The organism is Pseudoalteromonas nigrifaciens (assembly GCF_002221505.1).
GTDB lineage: Bacteria > Pseudomonadota > Gammaproteobacteria > Enterobacterales > Alteromonadaceae > Pseudoalteromonas > Pseudoalteromonas nigrifaciens.
Map to the genome: position 1 here is coordinate 1,692,182 of NZ_CP011036.1, position 19,230 is coordinate 1,711,411.

16 protein-coding genes are annotated in these 19,230 nt (G+C 41.0%); 3 read left to right on the forward strand and 13 right to left on the reverse strand.

Features of this window, described 5'->3' with window-relative positions:
* Positions 1–44: 44 nt before the first annotated feature.
* The gene (locus tag PNIG_RS08230; protein ID WP_011328116.1) at positions 45–1,625 is read right to left on the reverse strand and encodes a BCCT family transporter; all 1,581 of its coding nucleotides are present in this window, start codon (positions 1,623–1,625) and stop codon (positions 45–47) included.
* Between the two features lie 496 nt (positions 1,626–2,121).
* Between PNIG_RS08230 and egtB the strand changes: the two genes are divergently transcribed.
* Positions 2,122–3,396, forward strand: coding sequence for an ergothioneine biosynthesis protein EgtB (gene egtB, locus PNIG_RS08235; protein WP_089368234.1), 1,275 nt, complete (start codon positions 2,122–2,124; stop codon positions 3,394–3,396).
* On the forward strand, positions 3,393–4,379 hold the full coding sequence (egtD, locus tag PNIG_RS08240; RefSeq protein WP_086996097.1) for an L-histidine N(alpha)-methyltransferase: 987 nt from the start codon (positions 3,393–3,395) through the stop codon (positions 4,377–4,379). Before egtB ends, egtD begins: the two co-directional genes overlap by 4 nt.
* A 4-nt stretch (positions 4,380–4,383) precedes the next feature.
* Here the strand turns inward: egtD and PNIG_RS08245 are convergent, their stop codons facing one another.
* The 5 genes from PNIG_RS08245 to pxpB all read right to left on the reverse strand — a co-directional run bounded on the left by PNIG_RS08245 (position 4,384) and on the right by pxpB (position 9,412).
* Positions 4,384–5,223, reverse strand: coding sequence for a PhzF family phenazine biosynthesis protein (locus tag PNIG_RS08245; protein ID WP_089368957.1), 840 nt, complete (start codon positions 5,221–5,223; stop codon positions 4,384–4,386).
* Complete coding sequence (asnB, locus tag PNIG_RS08250; RefSeq protein ID WP_089368235.1) at positions 5,207–6,880, reverse strand: asparagine synthase B; 1,674 nt, start codon at positions 6,878–6,880, stop codon at positions 5,207–5,209. The genes PNIG_RS08245 and asnB overlap by 17 nt, the downstream gene beginning before the upstream one ends.
* 157 nt (positions 6,881–7,037) lie before the next feature.
* Positions 7,038–7,706 (reverse strand): pyroglutamyl-peptidase I, encoded by a 669-nt coding sequence (gene pcp / locus PNIG_RS08255; protein ID WP_089368236.1) that lies wholly within the window; start codon positions 7,704–7,706, stop codon positions 7,038–7,040.
* Between the two features lie 108 nt (positions 7,707–7,814).
* Positions 7,815–8,753 (reverse strand): 5-oxoprolinase subunit C family protein, encoded by a 939-nt coding sequence (locus tag PNIG_RS08260; RefSeq protein ID WP_089368237.1) that lies wholly within the window; start codon positions 8,751–8,753, stop codon positions 7,815–7,817.
* On the reverse strand, positions 8,750–9,412 hold the full coding sequence (gene pxpB, locus PNIG_RS08265) for a 5-oxoprolinase subunit PxpB (RefSeq protein WP_086996106.1): 663 nt from the start codon (positions 9,410–9,412) through the stop codon (positions 8,750–8,752). The genes PNIG_RS08260 and pxpB overlap by 4 nt, the downstream gene beginning before the upstream one ends.
* A gap of 251 nt (positions 9,413–9,663) precedes the next feature.
* Between pxpB and msrA the strand changes: the two genes are divergently transcribed.
* On the forward strand, positions 9,664–10,947 hold the full coding sequence (gene msrA / locus PNIG_RS08270; protein WP_089368238.1) for a peptide-methionine (S)-S-oxide reductase MsrA: 1,284 nt from the start codon (positions 9,664–9,666) through the stop codon (positions 10,945–10,947).
* A gap of 327 nt (positions 10,948–11,274) precedes the next feature.
* Here msrA and PNIG_RS08275 read toward each other — a convergent pair whose 3' ends face one another.
* From PNIG_RS08275 to PNIG_RS08305, 7 genes are all read right to left on the reverse strand, one after another.
* Entirely contained in the window at positions 11,275–12,168 is an 894-nt protein-coding gene (locus tag PNIG_RS08275) for a LysR substrate-binding domain-containing protein (protein WP_089368239.1), read from the reverse strand.
* Between the two features lie 297 nt (positions 12,169–12,465).
* Positions 12,466–13,122: a 3-oxoacid CoA-transferase subunit B gene (locus PNIG_RS08280; RefSeq protein WP_089368240.1), complete on the reverse strand. Its 657-nt coding sequence runs from the start codon at positions 13,120–13,122 to the stop codon at positions 12,466–12,468.
* Between the two features lie 17 nt (positions 13,123–13,139).
* Entirely contained in the window at positions 13,140–13,838 is a 699-nt protein-coding gene (locus PNIG_RS08285) for a CoA transferase subunit A (protein ID WP_011328127.1), read from the reverse strand.
* 88 nt (positions 13,839–13,926) lie between these two features.
* Positions 13,927–14,823 carry a hydroxymethylglutaryl-CoA lyase gene (locus PNIG_RS08290; RefSeq protein ID WP_089368241.1) on the reverse strand — a complete coding sequence of 299 codons (897 nt, stop codon included), beginning with the start codon at positions 14,821–14,823 and terminating at the stop codon, positions 13,927–13,929.
* On the reverse strand, positions 14,823–16,826 hold the full coding sequence (locus PNIG_RS08295) for an acetyl/propionyl/methylcrotonyl-CoA carboxylase subunit alpha (RefSeq protein WP_089368242.1): 2,004 nt from the start codon (positions 16,824–16,826) through the stop codon (positions 14,823–14,825). Before PNIG_RS08295 ends, PNIG_RS08290 begins: the two co-directional genes overlap by 1 nt.
* 8 nt (positions 16,827–16,834) lie before the next feature.
* A complete protein-coding gene (locus PNIG_RS08300) occupies positions 16,835–17,605 on the reverse strand; it encodes an enoyl-CoA hydratase/isomerase family protein (RefSeq protein WP_011328130.1) in 771 nt (256 codons plus the stop codon).
* A 12-nt stretch (positions 17,606–17,617) separates the two neighbouring features.
* A complete protein-coding gene (locus PNIG_RS08305) occupies positions 17,618–19,225 on the reverse strand; it encodes a carboxyl transferase domain-containing protein (protein WP_086996122.1) in 1,608 nt (535 codons plus the stop codon).
* Positions 19,226–19,230 lie beyond the last annotated feature (5 nt).

Consider the following 19,230-nt stretch of genomic DNA (forward strand, 5'->3'; position numbering starts at 1 on the left):
TTATTAGTACTTTTTATAATTACCAGTAAGGGTAGTAAGTACGGTTACTTTTTAGTACGAGGCTCAGTACGTAAGCCCAACAGTAAGCTTAAACACATAAACAACAATACAATAGTAAAAGGTAACCCGGCAGATATAGCGCCAGCTTGCAGCGCTTGTATAGCTTCAGTTCCACCTATCCAAAGTAGTGCGGCAGCTACCGCACCTTGGGTTACAGCCCAAAAGATACGTTGTGGTACAGGTGCATCAATTTTGCCACCAGCCGTGATCGAATCAATTACCAATGAACCAGAATCCGATGACGTAATAAAAAACACCAATACTAAAATAATCGCTACAAACGATAAAATGTTAGACAAAGGTAATGCATCAAACATTTGGAACATAGCAAGTGGTACTTCAGTAAGGCCGTTAGTACCTAGCTCACCTACATTATTAACCACCTGATCAATAGCAATACCGCCGTATATAGACATCCATAAAATAGTAACAGCAGTAGGCACTAGTAATACCGCAATTAAAAATTCACGTATAGTACGACCACGAGAAACACGCGCAATAAACATACCTACAAACGGTGACCAGGAAATCCACCATGCCCAGTACGATACAGTCCAGCCATGCATCCAAGTTTCATCTTCACGACCATGAGGATTACTTAAGGGAATAATATTTTCTACATAGCCCATTATGGTAGTAGGAACATTACCTATAGCAACAGCAAAGCCAACTAAAAATACAAACACAAGTAAAACCAAGGCAATTAACATATTGGCATTACTAAGTACTTTTACTCCGCCATCAATCCCTCTAACTACCGAAATAATAGCTAAAAGTGAAACCCCAATAATAACTAAAATTTGTGAACCAACACCACCAGAGGTACCAAATACATGATCTATACCTGCAGAGGCTTGTTGTGCTCCTAGCCCTAGTGAAGTTGCAAGACCAAAGAGTGTTGCAAGCACAGCTAAAATGTCGATAAGGTGGCCAGGCCATCCCCACGCTCTATCACCTAAAATAGGATAAAAAATAGAACGGATAGACAGTGGTAAGCCTTTGTTATAAGTAAAGAATGCAAGTGAAAGTGCGACAACTGCATAAATAGCCCACGGATGTAGACCCCAATGGAACATAGTTGCGCCCATTGCTAGTTTTGCAGCCTCTGGTGTATTAGGAGCTACATTTAAAGGTGTTTCAAACCAGCCAGTATAATAAGCAAGCGGTTCTGCAACACCCCAAAACATTAAGCCAATACCCATACCTGCAGCAAATAACATAGCTAACCATGAAAGGCGAGAGTGAGTAGGTACTGCATCATCTCCCCCTAAACGTATTTTACCGTAAGGCGATACAATAAGTGCTAAACAAAAAATAACGAAAAAGTTAGCAGCCCACATAAATAAGGCATCAAAGTTATTAATAATATCTGTTTTTATACTATCAAGTGCAGACTTAGCTGTTTGTGGATCGGTAACTAAAATAGCGATCAAAAAGATGACAATCAGACCAGCACTTATGCCGAAAACAGAGTTATGTATATCTAACCCCCATTTTTGTACGTTGTCTTGACCTACGGTATAGTCCGTACTATCAATACTATATTTGTCATGCTCTTCGCTCATGCAATACCTCATTTGTTGTTCTAACCCTGGATGTTACCCAGTGTCGTAATTAATTATATTAGTCTTGTAATTATATTAGTTTAAACACAAATAATTAGAAGACTAACTAATCTGATTTTTGATCATTAACTTTACTAGTGTATGAGTTAAATACTAAATGTAAATGATTTTGTATTTAGACTGCTGATATTATAGTCAAAATGATGATATTTGTTGCTTTTAAGTATAAAAAACAAACACTCTCTAACTTGTTAAATTAGTTTACTATTTACTAATACATATACGAGAACACTTATAAATCAGCGCATATTATCCGAAATCAGAATTATAAAAACACATAGGTAAATAATTACTGTCACGGAGTATGTAAATACTAATAAGCTGCTAATTAAAGGTGCCTAATATAAACGCCCCTTTAACCTAGGAATACTTAGTATATGATTTAACATTAGGTTATATTTTAACAGTAAAGTAGTTAAAGGAGTAAATTGCGACTATGACTAATGATATTAAACATTTAGTTGGAAAAAATGAGCTTAGTGAGCATTTTAAATCGGTACGTAAATATAGCCTATCACTCATTAGTGCGTTAAGTGCAGAAGACTGTCAATTACAAGCAATGGCCGACGTAAGCCCAAGTAAATGGCATCTTGCGCATACCAGTTGGTTTTTTGAAACATTTTTACTCTGCATTCATAGCCGTAATTACAAAGTATTTAACCCTGAGTTTAAAATATTATTTAATTCTTACTACAACGGAATTGGTGAGCAATTTAAGCGGGGCAACAGAGGCAGCCTATCGAGGCCGAGTCTTGATGACGTAATAGCATACAGACGATATATTGATGAAGCTGTTATAAGCGTGTTAAATACTGCAATAACCCCAGAAATAGAGCAAATAATTACTCTTGGCCTAAATCACGAGCAACAACACCAAGAGCTAATGTTGATGGATATTAAGTATAACTTTTCTATTAACCCAATATTTCCTGCGTACCAATCACTAAAGCCAACTCAAGTACCAAACCAGCAATCCAGTGCCGCTATAAAGTTTATAAACTTTGACCAAGCAATTATAAATATAGGGAGCAATGCTGAAAACCAATTTGCCTACGATAACGAACAACCTAAGCACTCTGTGCTGGTTCATCCATTTAGCTTTGCTAATAGATTAGTGACTAATGCAGAGTATTTAGGCTTTATTAATAGCTCAGGCTATAGCAACCCGCAACATTGGCTAAGTGACGGCTGGGCACATATACAGGCTAATAATTTAACACAGCCATTGTATTGGCATTATATAAACGGGGAGTGGTTTGAGTTTACCCATTACGGATTATTACCCCTTAACTTAGCCGCGCCGGTTTGTCATGTTAGTTATTATGAGGCCAGCGCTTATGCAAGTTTTGTTAATGCACGCCTGCCCACAGAGTTTGAATGGGAATATGCAGCCCAGCAACACGCACCAAGTAATACAGCGCACACGTCACTTTTATTGCCAAATATGGCCGATAGTAGCGCTGCTATTGGGCAGCTTACAGATAGCTGCTGGCAATGGACAAACAGTGCTTATTTACCTTACCCAGGTTTTAAGCCAATTGCAGGCGTGGCAGGAGAGTACAATGGTAAGTTTATGAGCAATCAAATGGTATTACGTGGCGGTTGTGTGTTAACTCCTGCTAATCATTTACGTACAACCTACAGAAACTTTTATTATCCCCATCAAGCCTGGATGTGTAGTGGTATAAGACTCGCTAAGGATAAAACATGAGCCAAATGACAACAATAAAGCAGTGCAGTATAAATACCTCTATAAGCAACTGTGAGTTTTTAACAGATGTAATAAGTGGCTTAACCCAGCAACAAAAATCACTCCCCTGTAAATATTTTTATGACGACAAGGGGGCTGCATTATTTGAGCAAATAACAAGGCTGCAAGAGTATTACGTAACCCGTACTGAGCTGGCTATTTTAGAAAGGTACTCAAAAGAGATTGCACAAATCCTACCTGAAAGCTTATCAATAATAGAACCCGGTTGTGGTTCAGGCAAAAAAATTGCCCACTTATTAGCTCATATGAGCAAAGTAAAAACGTTTGTACCGTTCGAAATATCTACAGAAATGCTTAACTATTCATTAGCGCATTTATCGCCATTATTCCCTGAACTAGTTATTGCTCCGTTATTAGGCGACTTTACCGATAGCGCAATGGTTAAACAGCTTATTAAAGAAACCGCCCTCGATAGCCAAACTAATTTAGTGTATTTCCCGGGCTCCACCTTAGGTAATTTTAACACGCTTAAAGCCATTGAAATAATGAGAAACTTTCAGCATTTATGTGGTGTAAATGGCTATGTTTTAATCGGGATTGACTTGGTAAAACAGCGCCAAGTACTGTTAGATGCATACGACGATAAACTCGGTGTAACCGCTGCATTTAATAAAAACTTATTACAACGAATCAATGACGAACTAAATGGATCATTTAATTTAGCCAATTTTAACCATGAATCACGTTATAACGAGCAGCATAACCGCATAGAAATGCACTTAGTGAGCCTTTGCGAGCAAACAGTGATAATTAATAACCAACAAATTAATTTTAAACAAGGTGAAAGTATTCATACCGAAAATTCTCATAAGTACACCCTAGAATCGTTTAAACAGCTTGCGGCACAAGCTAATTTAAGTTTAGAGCAAACATGGCAAGACGATAATAATTACTTTGCCTTATGCTTATTAAGGCCGCTATAAATTATTAGTAAATAACAACTTGGCCGTTGTTAAGTTCATAGTTTAACAACGCGCCATTAGGCGATTGCTGTATAAGCGTAACTTTATTTAAACCGTATAGTCTAAATAATAAGGGTGCAATAACCGATACTGCTGAACCCGTTGCGGTATCTTCGTTTACACCAAACTGCGGGGCAAAGTATCTAAAATGTGCAATGGCATTTTGTGCTTGAGTATTTTGTACTGTTAGCGCAATAACCGCATTTTTATGCAGGTGACTTAGGGCATTAAAATCAACTTGTAAGCGTGTTAAATCGTCTTGTGCATTGAACAATAACAAGGTGTAACCGTTTTTATTGGCACTGCTGTACGCGGCTTTTATTGATAATGAAAATACTCGCTGTAATTTACAGTAGCAGGGGGACTTTATCGACTCAATACTTGCTAATACCAACTGAGCCTGTTGCCTGTTAATTTTTATTTTAAAACGCTCATTACAGCTTGTAATAAATACCTGTGGGCAATAAGAAAAATAATGAAGTAAAAAGTTAGCTGCAGCCAAAGTGCCATGCCCACAGCGCTTAATTTCACTTGTTTGGTTAAACCAGCGAATTTTACAATAAGGTTGAGTTATCTCATTTTGATTTAAAAATACAGTCGCAGGATGATTCGATTTTGACGCAATATATTGCATTAATTTAGAGGTTAAGCCCTTTTTATAAATAACAATTAAAGCACTTGAACCGGCTAAGTTAGCTGTGTGGTTATAAAAAACAGCTTGGGACGATGCGAGTGTTATAAAGCGCCACACAAGCCATGCTGGCTTGTGTGGCGCTAAGCAAATTCGCTTAGCTTTTGCTAGCATACGCATCGTTATGAATAAGCGCGGCACGTCCAGAAGGGTCAGCATTATTTTGAAACGACGCATCCCATGCCAGCGCTTCGGGCGTAGAGCACGCTACCGATTTGCCATAAGGCACACATTTAGCGGCGGCATCACCAGGAAAGTGAGATTCAAAAATAGCGCGGTAATAATATGCTTCTTTAGAATCGGGGGTATTTATAGGGTATTTAAACTTTGCATTGGCAAGCTCTTGATCGCTCACTTGCTCGTTTACAAACACTTTTAAGGTATCAATCCAGTTATAACCTACACCGTCTGAAAACTGCTCCTTTTGACGCCATAATACTTCCTCTGGTAAATAATCTGCAAAGCCTTCGCGTAAAATTTGCTTTTCTATTTTTCCCTCTGTACACATTTTAGCTTGTGGGTTAATACGCATTGCCACATCCACAAACTCTTTATCTAAAAATGGTACGCGAGCTTCAACTCCCCATGCTGCCATCGACTTATTGGCACGTAGGCAATCAAACATATGCAGTTTAGATACTTTACGGTTAAGCTCTTCATGAAACTCTTGTGCATTCGGCGCTTTATGAAAATACAAATAGCCACCAAACAGTTCATCTGCTCCTTCGCCCGATAGCACCATTTTAATACCCATGGCTTTAATTTGTCGGGCCATTAAATACATAGGAGTAGAGGCACGAATAGTGGTTACATCGTATGTTTCTATGTGATAAATCACTTCGCGCAGGGCATCTATACCTTGCTCAATAGTAAATATAATAGGGTGATGAATAGTGCCTATCATATCGGCTACTTTTTTAGCCGCGGCTAAATCAGGTGAGCCCTCAAGGCCAACAGAAAAAGAATGCAATTTAGGCCACCATGCATCGCTTTCGTCGTTATCTTCAATTCGTTTTGCCGCAAAACGCTGGGTTATAGCCGATATAAGCGACGAATCTAAGCCACCAGAGAGTAATACGCCATAAGGCACGTCGCACATAAGCTGGCGTTTAACGGCAGCCTCTAGTGCGCTTTTCACATCTTCGGCCTTTGCGCTGTTATTTTTAACGGCGTCAAAGCTTTGCCAATCGCGTTTGTAATACGCTTTAAGCTTGCCATCTTTACTGCTTAGGTAGTGCCCAGGCGGAAATTCTTCAATGTGCTTACAAATTGGTGAAAGGGCTTTTAGCTCTGAGGCCACGTAAAAGTTACCGTGTTCATCGTGTCCGGTGTAAAGCGGAATAATACCAATATGATCGCGGCCAATAAGGTAACTGTCATTTTCTTCATCGTATAAACAAAAGGCAAAAATGCCATTTAAGTCATCTAAAAAGTCGGCACCTTTTTGTTTGTAAAGCGCTAAAATAACTTCGCAGTCAGATTCTGTTTGAAAGGTAAAATCGGTGGTTAAATTTGCCGCTAATTCTTTATGGTTATAAATTTCACCGTTTACCGCTAAAATATGTGTTTTTTCTGGATTATATAAAGGCTGTGCACCGCTAGAAACCCCTACAATAGCTAAGCGTTCATGTACTAAAATTGCTTTTTTCGATGCATAAACACCCGACCAATCAGGGCCGCGGTGCCTTAATAACTTCGACATTTCGATGGCTTGCGTACGTAACTGTACGGGATCAGATTTAATATCTAACACCCCAAAAATTGAACACATAGACTACCCCTCATTCTTGTTTTTATGTGTATTGCAAAGCAAAATAGCCCTGCGACTCACCTTTGTTTTAGCAGAATTAATAACGTAAGTCACACCGCATTTACAAAATAATAAGAATAATTTATGCACCAATATAGCCCGTATTGCACCAAAATGATTAATGTGTGGTGCTGGTTGCTATTTTTACATCGCGCTCATTACTCAAAGCTTCGGCTATCATTACTTTTAGCGCATTTATTACCGCTTCTTCACTCATGCTTGGTGCGCCATTGTGGTGCACAGCTTGGCTTGGAAAATAAGGAATATGAATGAAGCCGCCTTTCATTTTTGTATAGTTTTCGTTTATATAATGCAGCAAACCATACATCACATGGTTACACACATAAGTACCGGCAGTATTAGAAATGGCCGCGGGAATATCGCTTTCATGTAAGGCGCTTAACATGCGTTTTATTGGTAAATTGCTAAAATAAGCATCGGGGCCATTTTTTGCAATTGGGGTATCAATAGGTTGCTTACCGGCATTATCTTTAATGCGAGCGTCGTCTATATTAATCGCAATGCGCTCTATAGATATTTCGCTGCGTCCACCGCCTTGGCCAACACATAAAACTATCGCCGGATTATGCGCTTCTATCGCGTGGTGTAGTTGTGCAATAGAGGTATTAAACTCACACGATAATTCAATAGCGCATACTCTATGCTTCATTATTATATGGTCGTCGAGTTTTTGCACTGCTTGCCAAGAGGGGTTAATGCTTTCGCCATCAAAAGGAGCAAAACCGGTAATTAACACGCACGCCATAGGGTAAGTTGATTTAGTCATTGCACACCACGCTATACATTAAATAATATTAACGGCAAGTAAGGTTACTGCCGTAGGAATTTGTACTTTTATTACACGGTATCTATATTTAAATCGAGCATAACCGTCCTATTTTTTATTATTGCTATTATTGAGTGCTAAACTGAGCTGATATAAATGAGCATTTTGTTTATGTTGGGCTGTGCGTGCTTGCTCTAGGGTTACATATTCAAATTCTATATTATCGGCTGCTCTAAACTGTGCAAATTGATGTAAGTCAGCACTGATCACTGTACCTAGTAGCGGATAGCCGCCGGTAGTTTGGCCATCATTAAGTAATACTATGGGCTCTCCGTTGGGGGGCAATTGTATGCTCCCTGGGTTCACAGCCACAGAAGGTAATGAATGTGTGTGCATCAGATTATCTGTATTATTTACTAACCTTACGCCCATTCTATTACTGTTAGGGCTGGCTTTAAATTTACCCGAAGTAAAGCTATGCAAAAGTGTTTTACCTAATAACTTTGCGTGTGGGCTAGGGTGCAAGCGGATAATTTTACGTTGCGGTGGAGCAATAGCCCCCATTTTTATAAAAGGGCCATTAAAAGGCTTAATTGGAATGCAGTCACCACTGCTGAGTGCTTTGCCATCGAGCCCACCAAAGCATGCATTTAAATCAGTTGCTCGAGAGCCCATTATTAGTGGGCACTGCACGCCGTCTTTTACTGCAATATATGCTCTTAACCCCGCTCGTCCTGTGGCAAAGCTTAATACTTGTTTATTTTTAATAGCGTATGTCCAACCTGGGTAAATCGGCTGTTCATCAAGCTTTGCCTGTAAATCAGCGCCTTGGATGGCAATGACAGTATCGCAGTTAAATTCAAGCTCACATAAGCCCACAGTTACTTCAAGCACCGCATCGTTGTCGTTATTACCAAGGAGTCGATTAGCTATTAATTGTGCACAGGGGTCTAAGCTGCCAGCTTTACTTACTCCTAAATGACGATAGCCAATTCGGCCAAAATCTTGAATAGTGAGTTGTACGCCTGGTTTTAGTACTTTTATCATGCGCCTGCTCCTTGGTTTTTTAGCGCTACAAACTCAAGGGTATCGCCTGGTTGCATTAAGCAAGGTTGCGAATGAGAGCTATTAAATAATGTGGTATTGGTATGGCCAATAATATGCCAGCCACCGGGAGTGTCGCTAGGGTAAATACCGGTTTGGGCAGCGCCAATAGCCACCGCACCTTTAGGTACTTTAATGCGAGGCTCAGCGCGCCTTGGGGTATGTAGGCGTGTATCTAAACCATGTAAATAGGCAAATCCGGGCTGAAAGCCTAAAAACAAAACGTGATACTGAGCTTTGCTATGTATACTAATTACCTCATCAATACTTAAATTATGAAAGCTGGCTACATAAGCAAGATCTTCACCCTCGTATAGGGTCTCTATTAAATGGTGTTTACCAGTAAAAGTACTGCTTTTAAGCTCATCCCATAATAATGGTAATGCCTCTAGCCATTTAGTTAAGCCCGCAGATGACTTTAAATACAAGGTGAGGGAATTCATTCCTGCAACTAAGTCGGTAAACTCTGCGGTGTTTTTACAGTGCGCAGCTAAAGCCCAAATTTTTTTTTGTATAGTTAATACATTGTTTGCGTCTAAATGTGCTGCATCTATCAATAAGCTATTGTTACTAAGTGCATAAATTATAGGAGCCGAACTCATAAAACAAACCTGTTAATACAACATGTTTCAAAGCTAACATAGTTATATTGATTTATTTACACCATTGCGACCAGCAAAATGGATTAAGAGATAAAATATAAACCTTATAGGCCGCTCACTCGTATTTAATTACTTACCAAGTTGAAATAATAATTCAACAGGTAAGGTCTTTATTAAAGCCTGTTACTATTTTTTGTTAAAAATACATTCGCAACAGTAACCGGCCTTAGCATTTATTTAAGAGGTAGTTTATGTCGTATCAGGGTTTAATTTATTTATCTAGCGTTGCTATTTTATTTAGCGCAAGCAGTGTTGCTTTATCAATGGAAAAAGTCGTGCAAAGTAATGTTCAAGCGACTATGCACGTAGAAACACTAGTACTTGGCTCAGGTTGCTTTTGGGGCGCTGAAAAACGCTACGAAGCACTTAATGGTGTTATTGATGCTGAGTCAGGTTATGCCGATGGAAACGGCTTTAAAGCCACTTACAGCAATATAACCAGTCAATCACGTCGCTTTGACGAGGACAATTACGCCGAAGTTGTGCAAGTTACCTATAACAGCAATATTATTAGCGCAAAGGAGCTACTCGAAAACTACTTTGAAAGCCACGACCCAACACAAAAAAATCGCCAAGGTAACGATGTAGGCACTCAGTATCGCTCAATTATTTTAACTACCACCACTGAGCAAGCGAAAGTAGCAAAGCAAGTTAAATCGCAATATCAACAACTGCTTACGCAAGCAGAGTACGGCACTATAGCCACTATTATTAAGCCACTTGACACTTTTTATGCAGCAGAAGAATATCATCAAAATTATTTAGAAAAAAATCCAAATGGCTATTGTCCCGATCACTCAACTGGCGTGGTGTTTAACAAAAAACCGCCCGAACAAGTAGATAACTCCGCTTTACTAATGGGTAAACAAATAGTGGTATTAGACTCACGCGAATACTGCCCATACTGTGAAAAATTTAAAAGCACTGTAGCTAACGACTACAAAGGCAGTATTGCTATGAGCTTTCGCCACGCCGATCAACTCCAAGGTTTAACCATTAAGTCGGCAACCTGGGCAACCCCCACTATTTTATTTTTAGAAAATGGCACTGAAGTATACGGACGTCAAGGCTATGCAAGCCCAGAGGTGTTTTATAAAGCCCTTGGCGCATTTAAACTAGGCGATAGTGAGGCCTATAAAGTTGCATTTAATTCAAAAACCGATCGCGCTTATTGCAAAGAATACAAAATTTTTAAAAATACACCCGATGGCACCTTTGTCGATAAGCTCAGTGGCGAGCCGCTATTTGATACCCGCGATAGGTTTAACTCTGGAACTGGCTGGTTATCGTTTACGCATCCAATAAAAAGTAGCGTTACTGAACATGACGACAGTAGCTGGGGAATGACTCGTATTGAGCTGCGCTCTAAAAGTACTGGCATACACTTAGGGCATTTATTCCCCGGGGAAGGCCCACGCAGTACAGACCGTTATTGTATCAATGCTACGGTTCTTGAATTTATACCAAGGGATTAAAAATACGTGAGATATACAAAAGCCCAGTAAACTTAACTTTTACTGGGCTTTTTAATTAAGGCTGTAGCTAAAAAGCAGTATTAAAGCCTAATTTATTTTTAGTAAATATTATGTGGATTGCCTAAAAATAAAAACAGTTCAAGCCAAGTCACCACCTAACTTGAACCGTTTTTTACACTGACAACATCTTACACACACAATATAAGATTCTTTTACCAGCTTAATTATCAAACCTTAAATTAAGCTGCGATACTTTCGATAGGTGAACTTTAGATTTATTGAGCATTAATCACAAACGATAAAAATACACCCAATGAGTGAAATAAATTAATCTATAGGTTTGGTTTGTGTATTTTTAAAAGTAGCTATAACCCACTTAGCAAATAAATCAAGCGGATGATTTACATTACTTGGCTCGTGTTGCACTAAATAGTACTTGTCTTTAGTGGTCAGCGGGCGCTCGAATAGTTTATATAACCAGAGTTCGTCTAGCCAGCTTTGGCTTATAGGCAGAGGAATAAGCGCAATCCCCATACCTTGCTGCGCTGCTCGTGCTACACCAAACATGCTGTCAATTTGTATAATTTGAGTTGGCGAAAAGTCAACTATTCCGGCTTTCTCGGCCCACTGATGCCATGCCCAAGGGCGTGCTTTGTGTAATATAAGCGGCACTTGATTAAGGGCTTTACAATGATCATCCTTCCATTGTGCTAACAAATTTTTATTGCAAGCAGGTATATACTCTAAGTTAAACAGCTCTGTTACAACGCCTTCGGTTGGCTTATTCGAGGACAGCACTATTGATAAGTCGCTATGTCGGGTTAGCTCTTTACGGGTTTTAAGCGTATCCATTTGTAAATTAATATTAGGGTGCGCCGACGTCCATTCGCGCAATCTAGGCATTAGCAACTCGCTTGCAAAAAACTCAGGCAAGGTAATCGTTAAATTTGTATTTTGCTGCATTTGGCTAAATTCATTAATTGTGCTCTCAAGCGTACTAACTATTGGCGATATAGCTTCAAAAAAGTCCTTTCCAGCTGCAGTTAAACTAATCGAGCGGGTTTTACGCACAAAAAGCTCAATGCCAAGTTGTTCTTCTAGTTGTTTAATTTGATGGCTTACAGCCGAAGGCGTTAAATACAGCTCATTTGCTGCATGTTTAAAGCTTAAACTTCGCGCCGCGAAGCAAAATGAACGAAGACCACGTATAGGAGTTTGCATGTTTTCCAATATAAAGTTGTTTGAGTCGCCTATATAAGGCAATAACTGAACCAATTATTAAAATCAATAATATCAGAAGGTTGAAACTTTTACTGCAATAAGTTCACAATAATGGTGCAACAAGGTAACAAGGTGGTGCAGGGGAGTTACAAGTTAGCGCTAAATTTCAGCACCTTAAATAATAATAAAACTCAGAAAAATAGGCAAAAAAAATCCCTCTTGCGAGGGATTTTGGGTAACTCAGCGCCATTGGCACTGGGAATGAGGTCGGTACAAGGTAAAGTTTAAACCTAGGGCTTAAAACACCATTTCTGGTACTTCACCGTCAACAAGTAATTTACCTGCTGTTTTACTAATAATTTCATCTACAGATACGCCCGGAGCACGCTCTAACAGATGAAATGCGCCGTCTTTAACTTCTAGTACGGCTAAATCTGTGACTATTTTTTTAACGCAATTAACGCCGGTAAGCGGTAATGTGCAGGCCTCTAATAGCTTTGAGTCGCCGTGCTTACTAGCGTGGGTCATGGTTACAATTATATTTTGTGCGCCTGCAACTAAGTCCATTGCGCCGCCCATGCCTTTAATTAGCTTTTTAGGGATCATCCACGACGCTATGCTACCGTTTTGATCTACCTCAAAAGCACCCAGAACTGTTAAGTCTACATGACCACCGCGTATCATGGCAAAACTATCTGCACTATTAAATATGGCTGCACCTTTCGCAGCTGTCACGGTTTCTTTACCCGCGTTAATCATATCGGCGTCTAGCTCTGCTTTAGTCGGGTATGGTCCCATGCCTAACAAGCCATTTTCGGACTGTAACATAACTTCAATATCGTCTGGAACATAGTTTGCGACGAGTGTCGGAATTCCTATGCCTAAATTAACGTAATAGCCATCTTCTAGCTCTTGTGCAACGCGCATTGCAACTTGTTCACGTGATAATGCCATAATATTAATGCTCCTGCTTAATCTCGTGTAGTAACACGCTCAATGCGTTTTTCAAAGTTGCCTTTAATAACGCGGTTTACATAAATGCCAGGGGTATGAATTTGGCTTGGCTCAAGTTCACCCGGCTCTACAATTTCTTCTACTTCGGCTACCGTAATTTTACCAGCGGTTGCGGCAAGTGGATTAAAGTTCATTGCAGTGTGGCGAAACACTAAATTTCCGTAACGGTCGGCTTTCCATGCTTTAACAATAGCAAATTCACCGGTTATCGACTCTTCTAAAATATAAGGGCGACCATTAAATTCTTTTACATCTTTACCTTCGGCAACGGGCGTACCGTAACCTGTTGCGGTGTAAAACGCCGGAATACCCGCACCACCAGCACGCATTTTTTCTGCCAATGTACCTTGTGGTGTAAGCTCTACGTCAATTTCACCACTGAGTAACTGTTGCTCAAATAGGGCGTTTTCACCAACGTATGAGGCAATTACTTTTTTAATTTGTTTGTCTTGTAATAAAATGCCCAAACCAAAGTCATCAACGCCGCAGTTATTAGACACCACAGTGAGCTCTTTGGTTTTCATTTGCTTAATTTGTTTAATTAAGCCCTCAGGAATACCACATAAACCAAAACCACCGGCAATTACGGTATCGCCGTCTTTTAATCCTGCCATTGCAGCTTCGTAACTAGAAACTACCTTATCAAATCCGGCCATGAGTCACTCCTCATTGTGTGCTTAAATTGTTTAACTAACTATATGATAGTTAGTTTATAAATACTTTGTATAAAAATTATTGGGGATGTTATTTCGCTTGCAATGCAATCGACACTTTACTTACGGGTTGTTTGCCAAGCGCTTTTGTTATTTGCCATCCTGCATCACTAAGCCTTTGTAAATCAATTGCGTGCTCAATGCCAAGCCCTTGCAGTAAGTAAACTACATCTTCGGTGGCAACATTTCCTGACGCCCCTTTAGCGTAAGGGCAACCACCAAGGCCTGCTACTGCCGCGTCAACCGTTGCTATACCTAAGTTTAGTGCCGCGTAAATATTTGTGAGCGCTTGGCCGTAAGTGTCATGAAAATGCACTGCAAGCTGCGACTTATCAATGTGCTGTAATAGCAAAGTAAGTAACTCAGTTACCTTTTTAGCCGTGCCTACACCTATGGTATCGCCAAGGCTTATTTCATAACAGCCCAGTGCGAGTAGCTTTTGGCTAACATAAAGTACAGCTTGAGGGTCTATTTCGCCTTCATACGGGCAACCTAAAACACAACTTACATAGCCGCGTACTTTAATGTTATGCGCTTTAGCAAACTCCATAACGTCGCTAAAACGCTCAATACTTTGCTCAATACTGCAGTTAATGTTTTTTTGACAAAACGATTCGCTAGCCGCTGTAAATATGGCAAATTCTTTAATTCCAGCGGCATGCGCAGCTTGTGCGCCTTTTAAGTTAGGGGTTAACGCACTTAAGTTTACATCGGGCAAATTAAGAGCCGATATCACATCAGCTGAGTCTGCCATTTGCGGCACCCATTTAGGGGATACAAACGCACCGGCTTCAATGTCTTTTAAACCCGCAGCAGCAAGCGCGTTAATAAGCGCTACTTTGTCGGCAGTGGTTACTGCTTTTTCGTTTTGTAGGCCATCGCGCGCGCCTACTTCAACAATACGCACTTTTTGCGGAAAAACGCTCATTATGCGCCTCCCTCAGTAGGGTCACTTGCAGCTGTCGTATCTTCAACAATAGCCAATAACGCGCCATGGCTTACCAGTTCACCTTCGGCAAAACAATAGCTTTGTAAAATACCATCGTGCGGGGCGTTGAGCGTATATTCCATTTTCATCGCTTCAATAATAACCACAGGGTCACCTTTGGTAATACTACTGCCCAGCTCAACTAAGTGTTTTACTACCGTACCATTAAGTGGCGCAGCTAAAGGCAGGGCATCACTTTGGTGATCGCTAATATAGTGCTTATTTACTAGCTCTAGGCGAGTTTGTAGTGCTTTGTGCATTACGGTGATCACGTTATTAACGCGACTTACGTGGGCTGTGTGTTTTTCGCCGTTTATAAATACACTACAAAGGCCATTATTTAAACTGCCTTGAACATTAAATACGTGCTCATTATGGGTAATACTGTAGCCATTATTCGTTTTAACCGCATTAAGGGTTAAATCAACAAACGCAATTTTAACGCTTTGCGGTGCATTTAGAGCAAAGCCACTGAGTTGTTGCCAAGGGCTTGTATTTGGCGCTTCTTGAGTGCTAACTAGCTGCTCTAAATAAGTAAAGGCTGCAATAAGCTGGCTTGCTTGGCGCAGAGATTGATCAACCGCCACTAACGAATCGCCTTGCTCGGCAATAAAGTGAGTGCTAGGCGCGCCTTGTTTAAAGCTAGGGTGCACAGCTAAGTTATGTAAAAAGCCAATGTTAGTACTAAAGCCCGCTAAGTGAAATTGCTCAAGCGCGTGTTGTAAAAGGCTCAGCGCTTGTTCGCGATTATCATCATGCACAATTAACTTGGCTATCATGGGGTCGTAATATGGGCTAATTTCGTCGCCGGCTGCAATGCCAGTATCAATGCGCACAAACTCACTGTTTAGCGGAGTATAAAGTGCTTCAATTGTGCCTGAGCACGGAATAAACTCATTAGCAGGGTCTTCAGCGTAAATACGCGCTTCAAAGCTGTGGCCTTGCAATTTAATATCAGCTTGTTTGAATGGCAGTGTTTGCCCGCCCGCAATATTAATTTGCCACGTAACTAAGTCAACACCAGTAACCATTTCGGTAACCGGGTGCTCTACTTGCAGACGCGTGTTCATTTCCATAAAGAAGAACTCATCGCCACACAGTAAAAACTCAACTGTACCTGCACCGCGATAGTTTATTGCAAGAGCGCAACGCACCGCGGCTTCACCCATTTCTTTGCGCAACTCGTCTGATAAACCCGGGGCAGGGGCTTCTTCAATTACTTTTTGATGACGACGTTGCAACGAGCAGTCACGATCGCCTAAATAAACACAGTTACCGTGGTTATCGGCAAACACTTGTACTTCTACGTGGCGTGGTTGGTTAACGTAACGCTCTAGCAATACAAGGTCATTACCAAAACCAGCAACGGCTTCACGCTGTGCGCCTTCAAGTGCGCTAATAAATTCATTAGCATTATTTACCACGCGCATGCCTTTACCACCGCCACCAAATGCTGCTTTGATCAGTACCGGGTAGCCAATTTTTTCGGCCTCTGCTTGTAAAAAAGCAGGATCTTGCTTGTCGCCATAATAACCAGGTACTAATGGCACATTAGCCGCGGCCATAATTTCTTTAGCACGCGTTTTAGAGCCCATAGCTTCAATGCTGCTTGCTGGTGGTCCAACAAATACAATATTATTTGCTTCACATGCGTTGGCAAACGTGCTGTTTTCAGACAAAAACCCATAACCAGGGTGAATACAATCTGCGCCGCTGTCTTTTGCTACTTGCAGTATTTTATCGGCAACTAAATACGAGTCTTTACTTGGCGCTGGGCCAATGTGGTAGGCTTCGTCAGCCATTTTTACATGCTGCGCGTGTTTATCAGCATCGGAATACACAGCAACTGTGGTTAAGCCCATTAATTTAGCACTGCGCATTATTCTGCATGCTATTTCACCACGGTTAGCAATGAGTATTTTTTGTAATTTATTTACGTTCATAATTAATCCTACAGTTGCCATTGTGGTGGACGTTTGTCAAAAAAAGCGCTTAAGCCTTCTTGGCCTTCATCCGATACACGAATTTTGGCAATACGATGAGCGGTAAGCTCAATTAGCTCATCGGTTATTTCTTTATTTGCTACATCGTTAATAAGTGCTTTTGCCGCTTTTACTGCAACCGGGCCATTATCAATCAATGTTTGCAGCATAGCGTCGAGCGCACATTCTAAATTACCGGTTACTTGATGAATTAACCCAAGTTGCTTAGCAGTATGCGCATCAAATACCTCAGCAGTTAAAAAGTATCTACGCGCTGCACGTTCACCAATGGCTTTAATTACATAAGGGCTAATAACCGCAGGAATAAGCCCCAGCTTTACTTCGCTTAGGCAAAATTGTGCATTGTCTTGGCATATTGCAATGTCGCAACAGGCAATTAAACCTAAAGCGCCGCCAAACGCAGCGCCTTGCACGGCACAAATAGTAGGGTGCGGGCTTGTTGCTAACACTTGCATTAATTTAGCTAACTGCATTGAATCGGCTAAATTATCGTTAACATTGTTATCTGCCATCGATTTCATCCAGGCTAAATCGGCACCGGCTGAAAAATGTTTGCCCTCAGTTTTTAACACCAAGGCGCGAATATCGAGCGTATTAGCATGTTCAATACATTTTATAAGCTCTTGAATGACTTCGCTGTTAAATGCATTGCGTTTTTCGGGGCGGCTTAAAACGAGTACCGCCACATTTGATTTTGTTATTTGTAGAGTAACTGACATTTTACGCTCCGATTACATTCTAAATACGCCAAATTTTGACTCTTGCACTGGTGCATTACTAGCGGCACTTAAGGCAAGTCCTAAAACGCTACGTGTGTCGGCAGGATCAATAATGCCGTCATCCCATAAGCGGGCGCTGGCATAATACGGATGTCCTTGCTCTTCGTACTGAGCAATAATTGGCTGTTTAAAGTCACTTACTTCTTGCTCGTTCATGCTTTGGCCTTTACGGGCTAAACCGTCTTGCTTAACTTGCGTCATTACACCGGCTGCTTGCTCGCCGCCCATTACAGAAATACGCGCATTGGGCCACATCCACATCATGGTAGGTTCAAATGCACGGCCACACATGCCGTAATTACCTGCGCCATATGAGCCACCAATCAGTACGGTAAATTTAGGCACATCGGCGCACGATACCGCCATAACCATTTTAGCGCCGTGTTTAGCTATACCTTCGGCTTCGTATTTTTTACCTACCATAAAGCCGGTTACGTTTTGTAAAAACACTAAAGGAATGTTGCGCTGCGTACATAGCTGAATAAAGTGCGCGCCTTTTTGCGCCGACTCACTAAACAAAATACCGTTGTTAGCGACTATGCCCACTGGGTGGCCATAAATACTCGCAAACCCCGTTACTAGGGTTTCGCCAAAGTAGCGTTTAAATTCGTCAAACGATGAGTCATCAACTGTGCGCGCTATTACTTCGCGTACATCAAATGGCTTTTTAAGATCGGTGCCAACAATGCCGTAAAGCTCGTTAATATCATAACGAGGTGGTTTAACTTCCTCTAGCAACGGCGCAGTAGGGCGGGTGTAATTAATACGCGCTATACATTGGCGCGCAATCGACAACGCATGTTCGTCATTTTGCGCGTAATGATCGGCAACCCCCGATGTTTTACAGTGCACGTCGGCACCACCAAGCTCTTCGGCGGTTACTACTTCACCGGTTGCAGCTTTAACAAGAGGCGGACCCGCTAAAAATATAGTGCCTTGATCTTTTACAATTATGCTTTCATCGGCCATGGCCGGTACATAGGCACCGCCTGCGGTACATAAACCCATAACCACAGCAATTTGTGGAATACCTTTACCCGACATACGGGCTTGGTTGTAAAATATACGGCCAAAATGCAGCTTATCTGGAAATACATCATCTTGCTCTGGCAAGTTTGCACCGCCCGAATCAACTAAATAAATGCAAGGTAAATGGCAACGTTCAGCAATATCTTGCGCGCGTAAATGCTTTTTAACCGTTAGCGGAAAGTAAGTACCGCCTTTAACCGTGGCATCGTTTGCAATAATCATGCATTCAACACCTTTAACACGGCCAATACCTGCTACTACACCGGCACACGCAATTTCTTGCTCGTAAACACCAAAGGCGGCAAATTGCGAAATTTCTAAAAATGGCGAACCTTCGTCAATTAAAGTGCTAATACGGTCGCGTACAAATAATTTACCGCGGCCTTCGTGGCGCTCTTTTAATGCAGCGCCGCCACCTTGGCTAATGGTTGCCACTTTATTACGTAAATCATCTACCAACGCCGACATATTTTTATGGTTTTGTACAAACGTTGGATCGTGAGGATTAACGCTCGATGTTAAAATCGTCATTATTT

Bases quoted from the DNA above. Each gene is read 5' to 3' on its own strand.
- PNIG_RS08285 (WP_011328127.1), bottom strand. From the start codon at position 13,838: ATGGCCGGATTTGATAAGGTAGTTTCTAGTTACGAAGCTGCAATGGCA.
- egtB (WP_089368234.1), top strand. From the start codon at position 2,122: ATGACTAATGATATTAAACATTTAGTTGGAAAAAATGAGCTTAGTGAG.
- PNIG_RS08260 (WP_089368237.1), bottom strand. From the start codon at position 8,753: ATGATAAAAGTACTAAAACCAGGCGTACAACTCACTATTCAAGATTTT.
- pxpB (WP_086996106.1), bottom strand. From the start codon at position 9,412: ATGAGTTCGGCTCCTATAATTTATGCACTTAGTAACAATAGCTTATTG.
- PNIG_RS08305 (WP_086996122.1), bottom strand. From the start codon at position 19,225: ATGACGATTTTAACATCGAGCGTTAATCCTCACGATCCAACGTTTGTA.
- PNIG_RS08295 (WP_089368242.1), bottom strand. From the start codon at position 16,826: ATGAACGTAAATAAATTACAAAAAATACTCATTGCTAACCGTGGTGAA.
- PNIG_RS08300 (WP_011328130.1), bottom strand. From the start codon at position 17,605: ATGTCAGTTACTCTACAAATAACAAAATCAAATGTGGCGGTACTCGTT.
- asnB (WP_089368235.1), bottom strand. From the start codon at position 6,880: ATGTGTTCAATTTTTGGGGTGTTAGATATTAAATCTGATCCCGTACAG.
- msrA (WP_089368238.1), top strand. From the start codon at position 9,664: ATGTCGTATCAGGGTTTAATTTATTTATCTAGCGTTGCTATTTTATTT.
- PNIG_RS08290 (WP_089368241.1), bottom strand. From the start codon at position 14,823: ATGAGCGTTTTTCCGCAAAAAGTGCGTATTGTTGAAGTAGGCGCGCGC.
- PNIG_RS08230 (WP_011328116.1), bottom strand. From the start codon at position 1,625: ATGAGCGAAGAGCATGACAAATATAGTATTGATAGTACGGACTATACC.
- PNIG_RS08280 (WP_089368240.1), bottom strand. From the start codon at position 13,122: ATGGCATTATCACGTGAACAAGTTGCAATGCGCGTTGCACAAGAGCTA.
- PNIG_RS08245 (WP_089368957.1), bottom strand. From the start codon at position 5,223: ATGCTAGCAAAAGCTAAGCGAATTTGCTTAGCGCCACACAAGCCAGCA.
- pcp (WP_089368236.1), bottom strand. From the start codon at position 7,706: ATGACTAAATCAACTTACCCTATGGCGTGCGTGTTAATTACCGGTTTT.
- egtD (WP_086996097.1), top strand. From the start codon at position 3,393: ATGAGCCAAATGACAACAATAAAGCAGTGCAGTATAAATACCTCTATA.
- PNIG_RS08275 (WP_089368239.1), bottom strand. From the start codon at position 12,168: ATGCAAACTCCTATACGTGGTCTTCGTTCATTTTGCTTCGCGGCGCGA.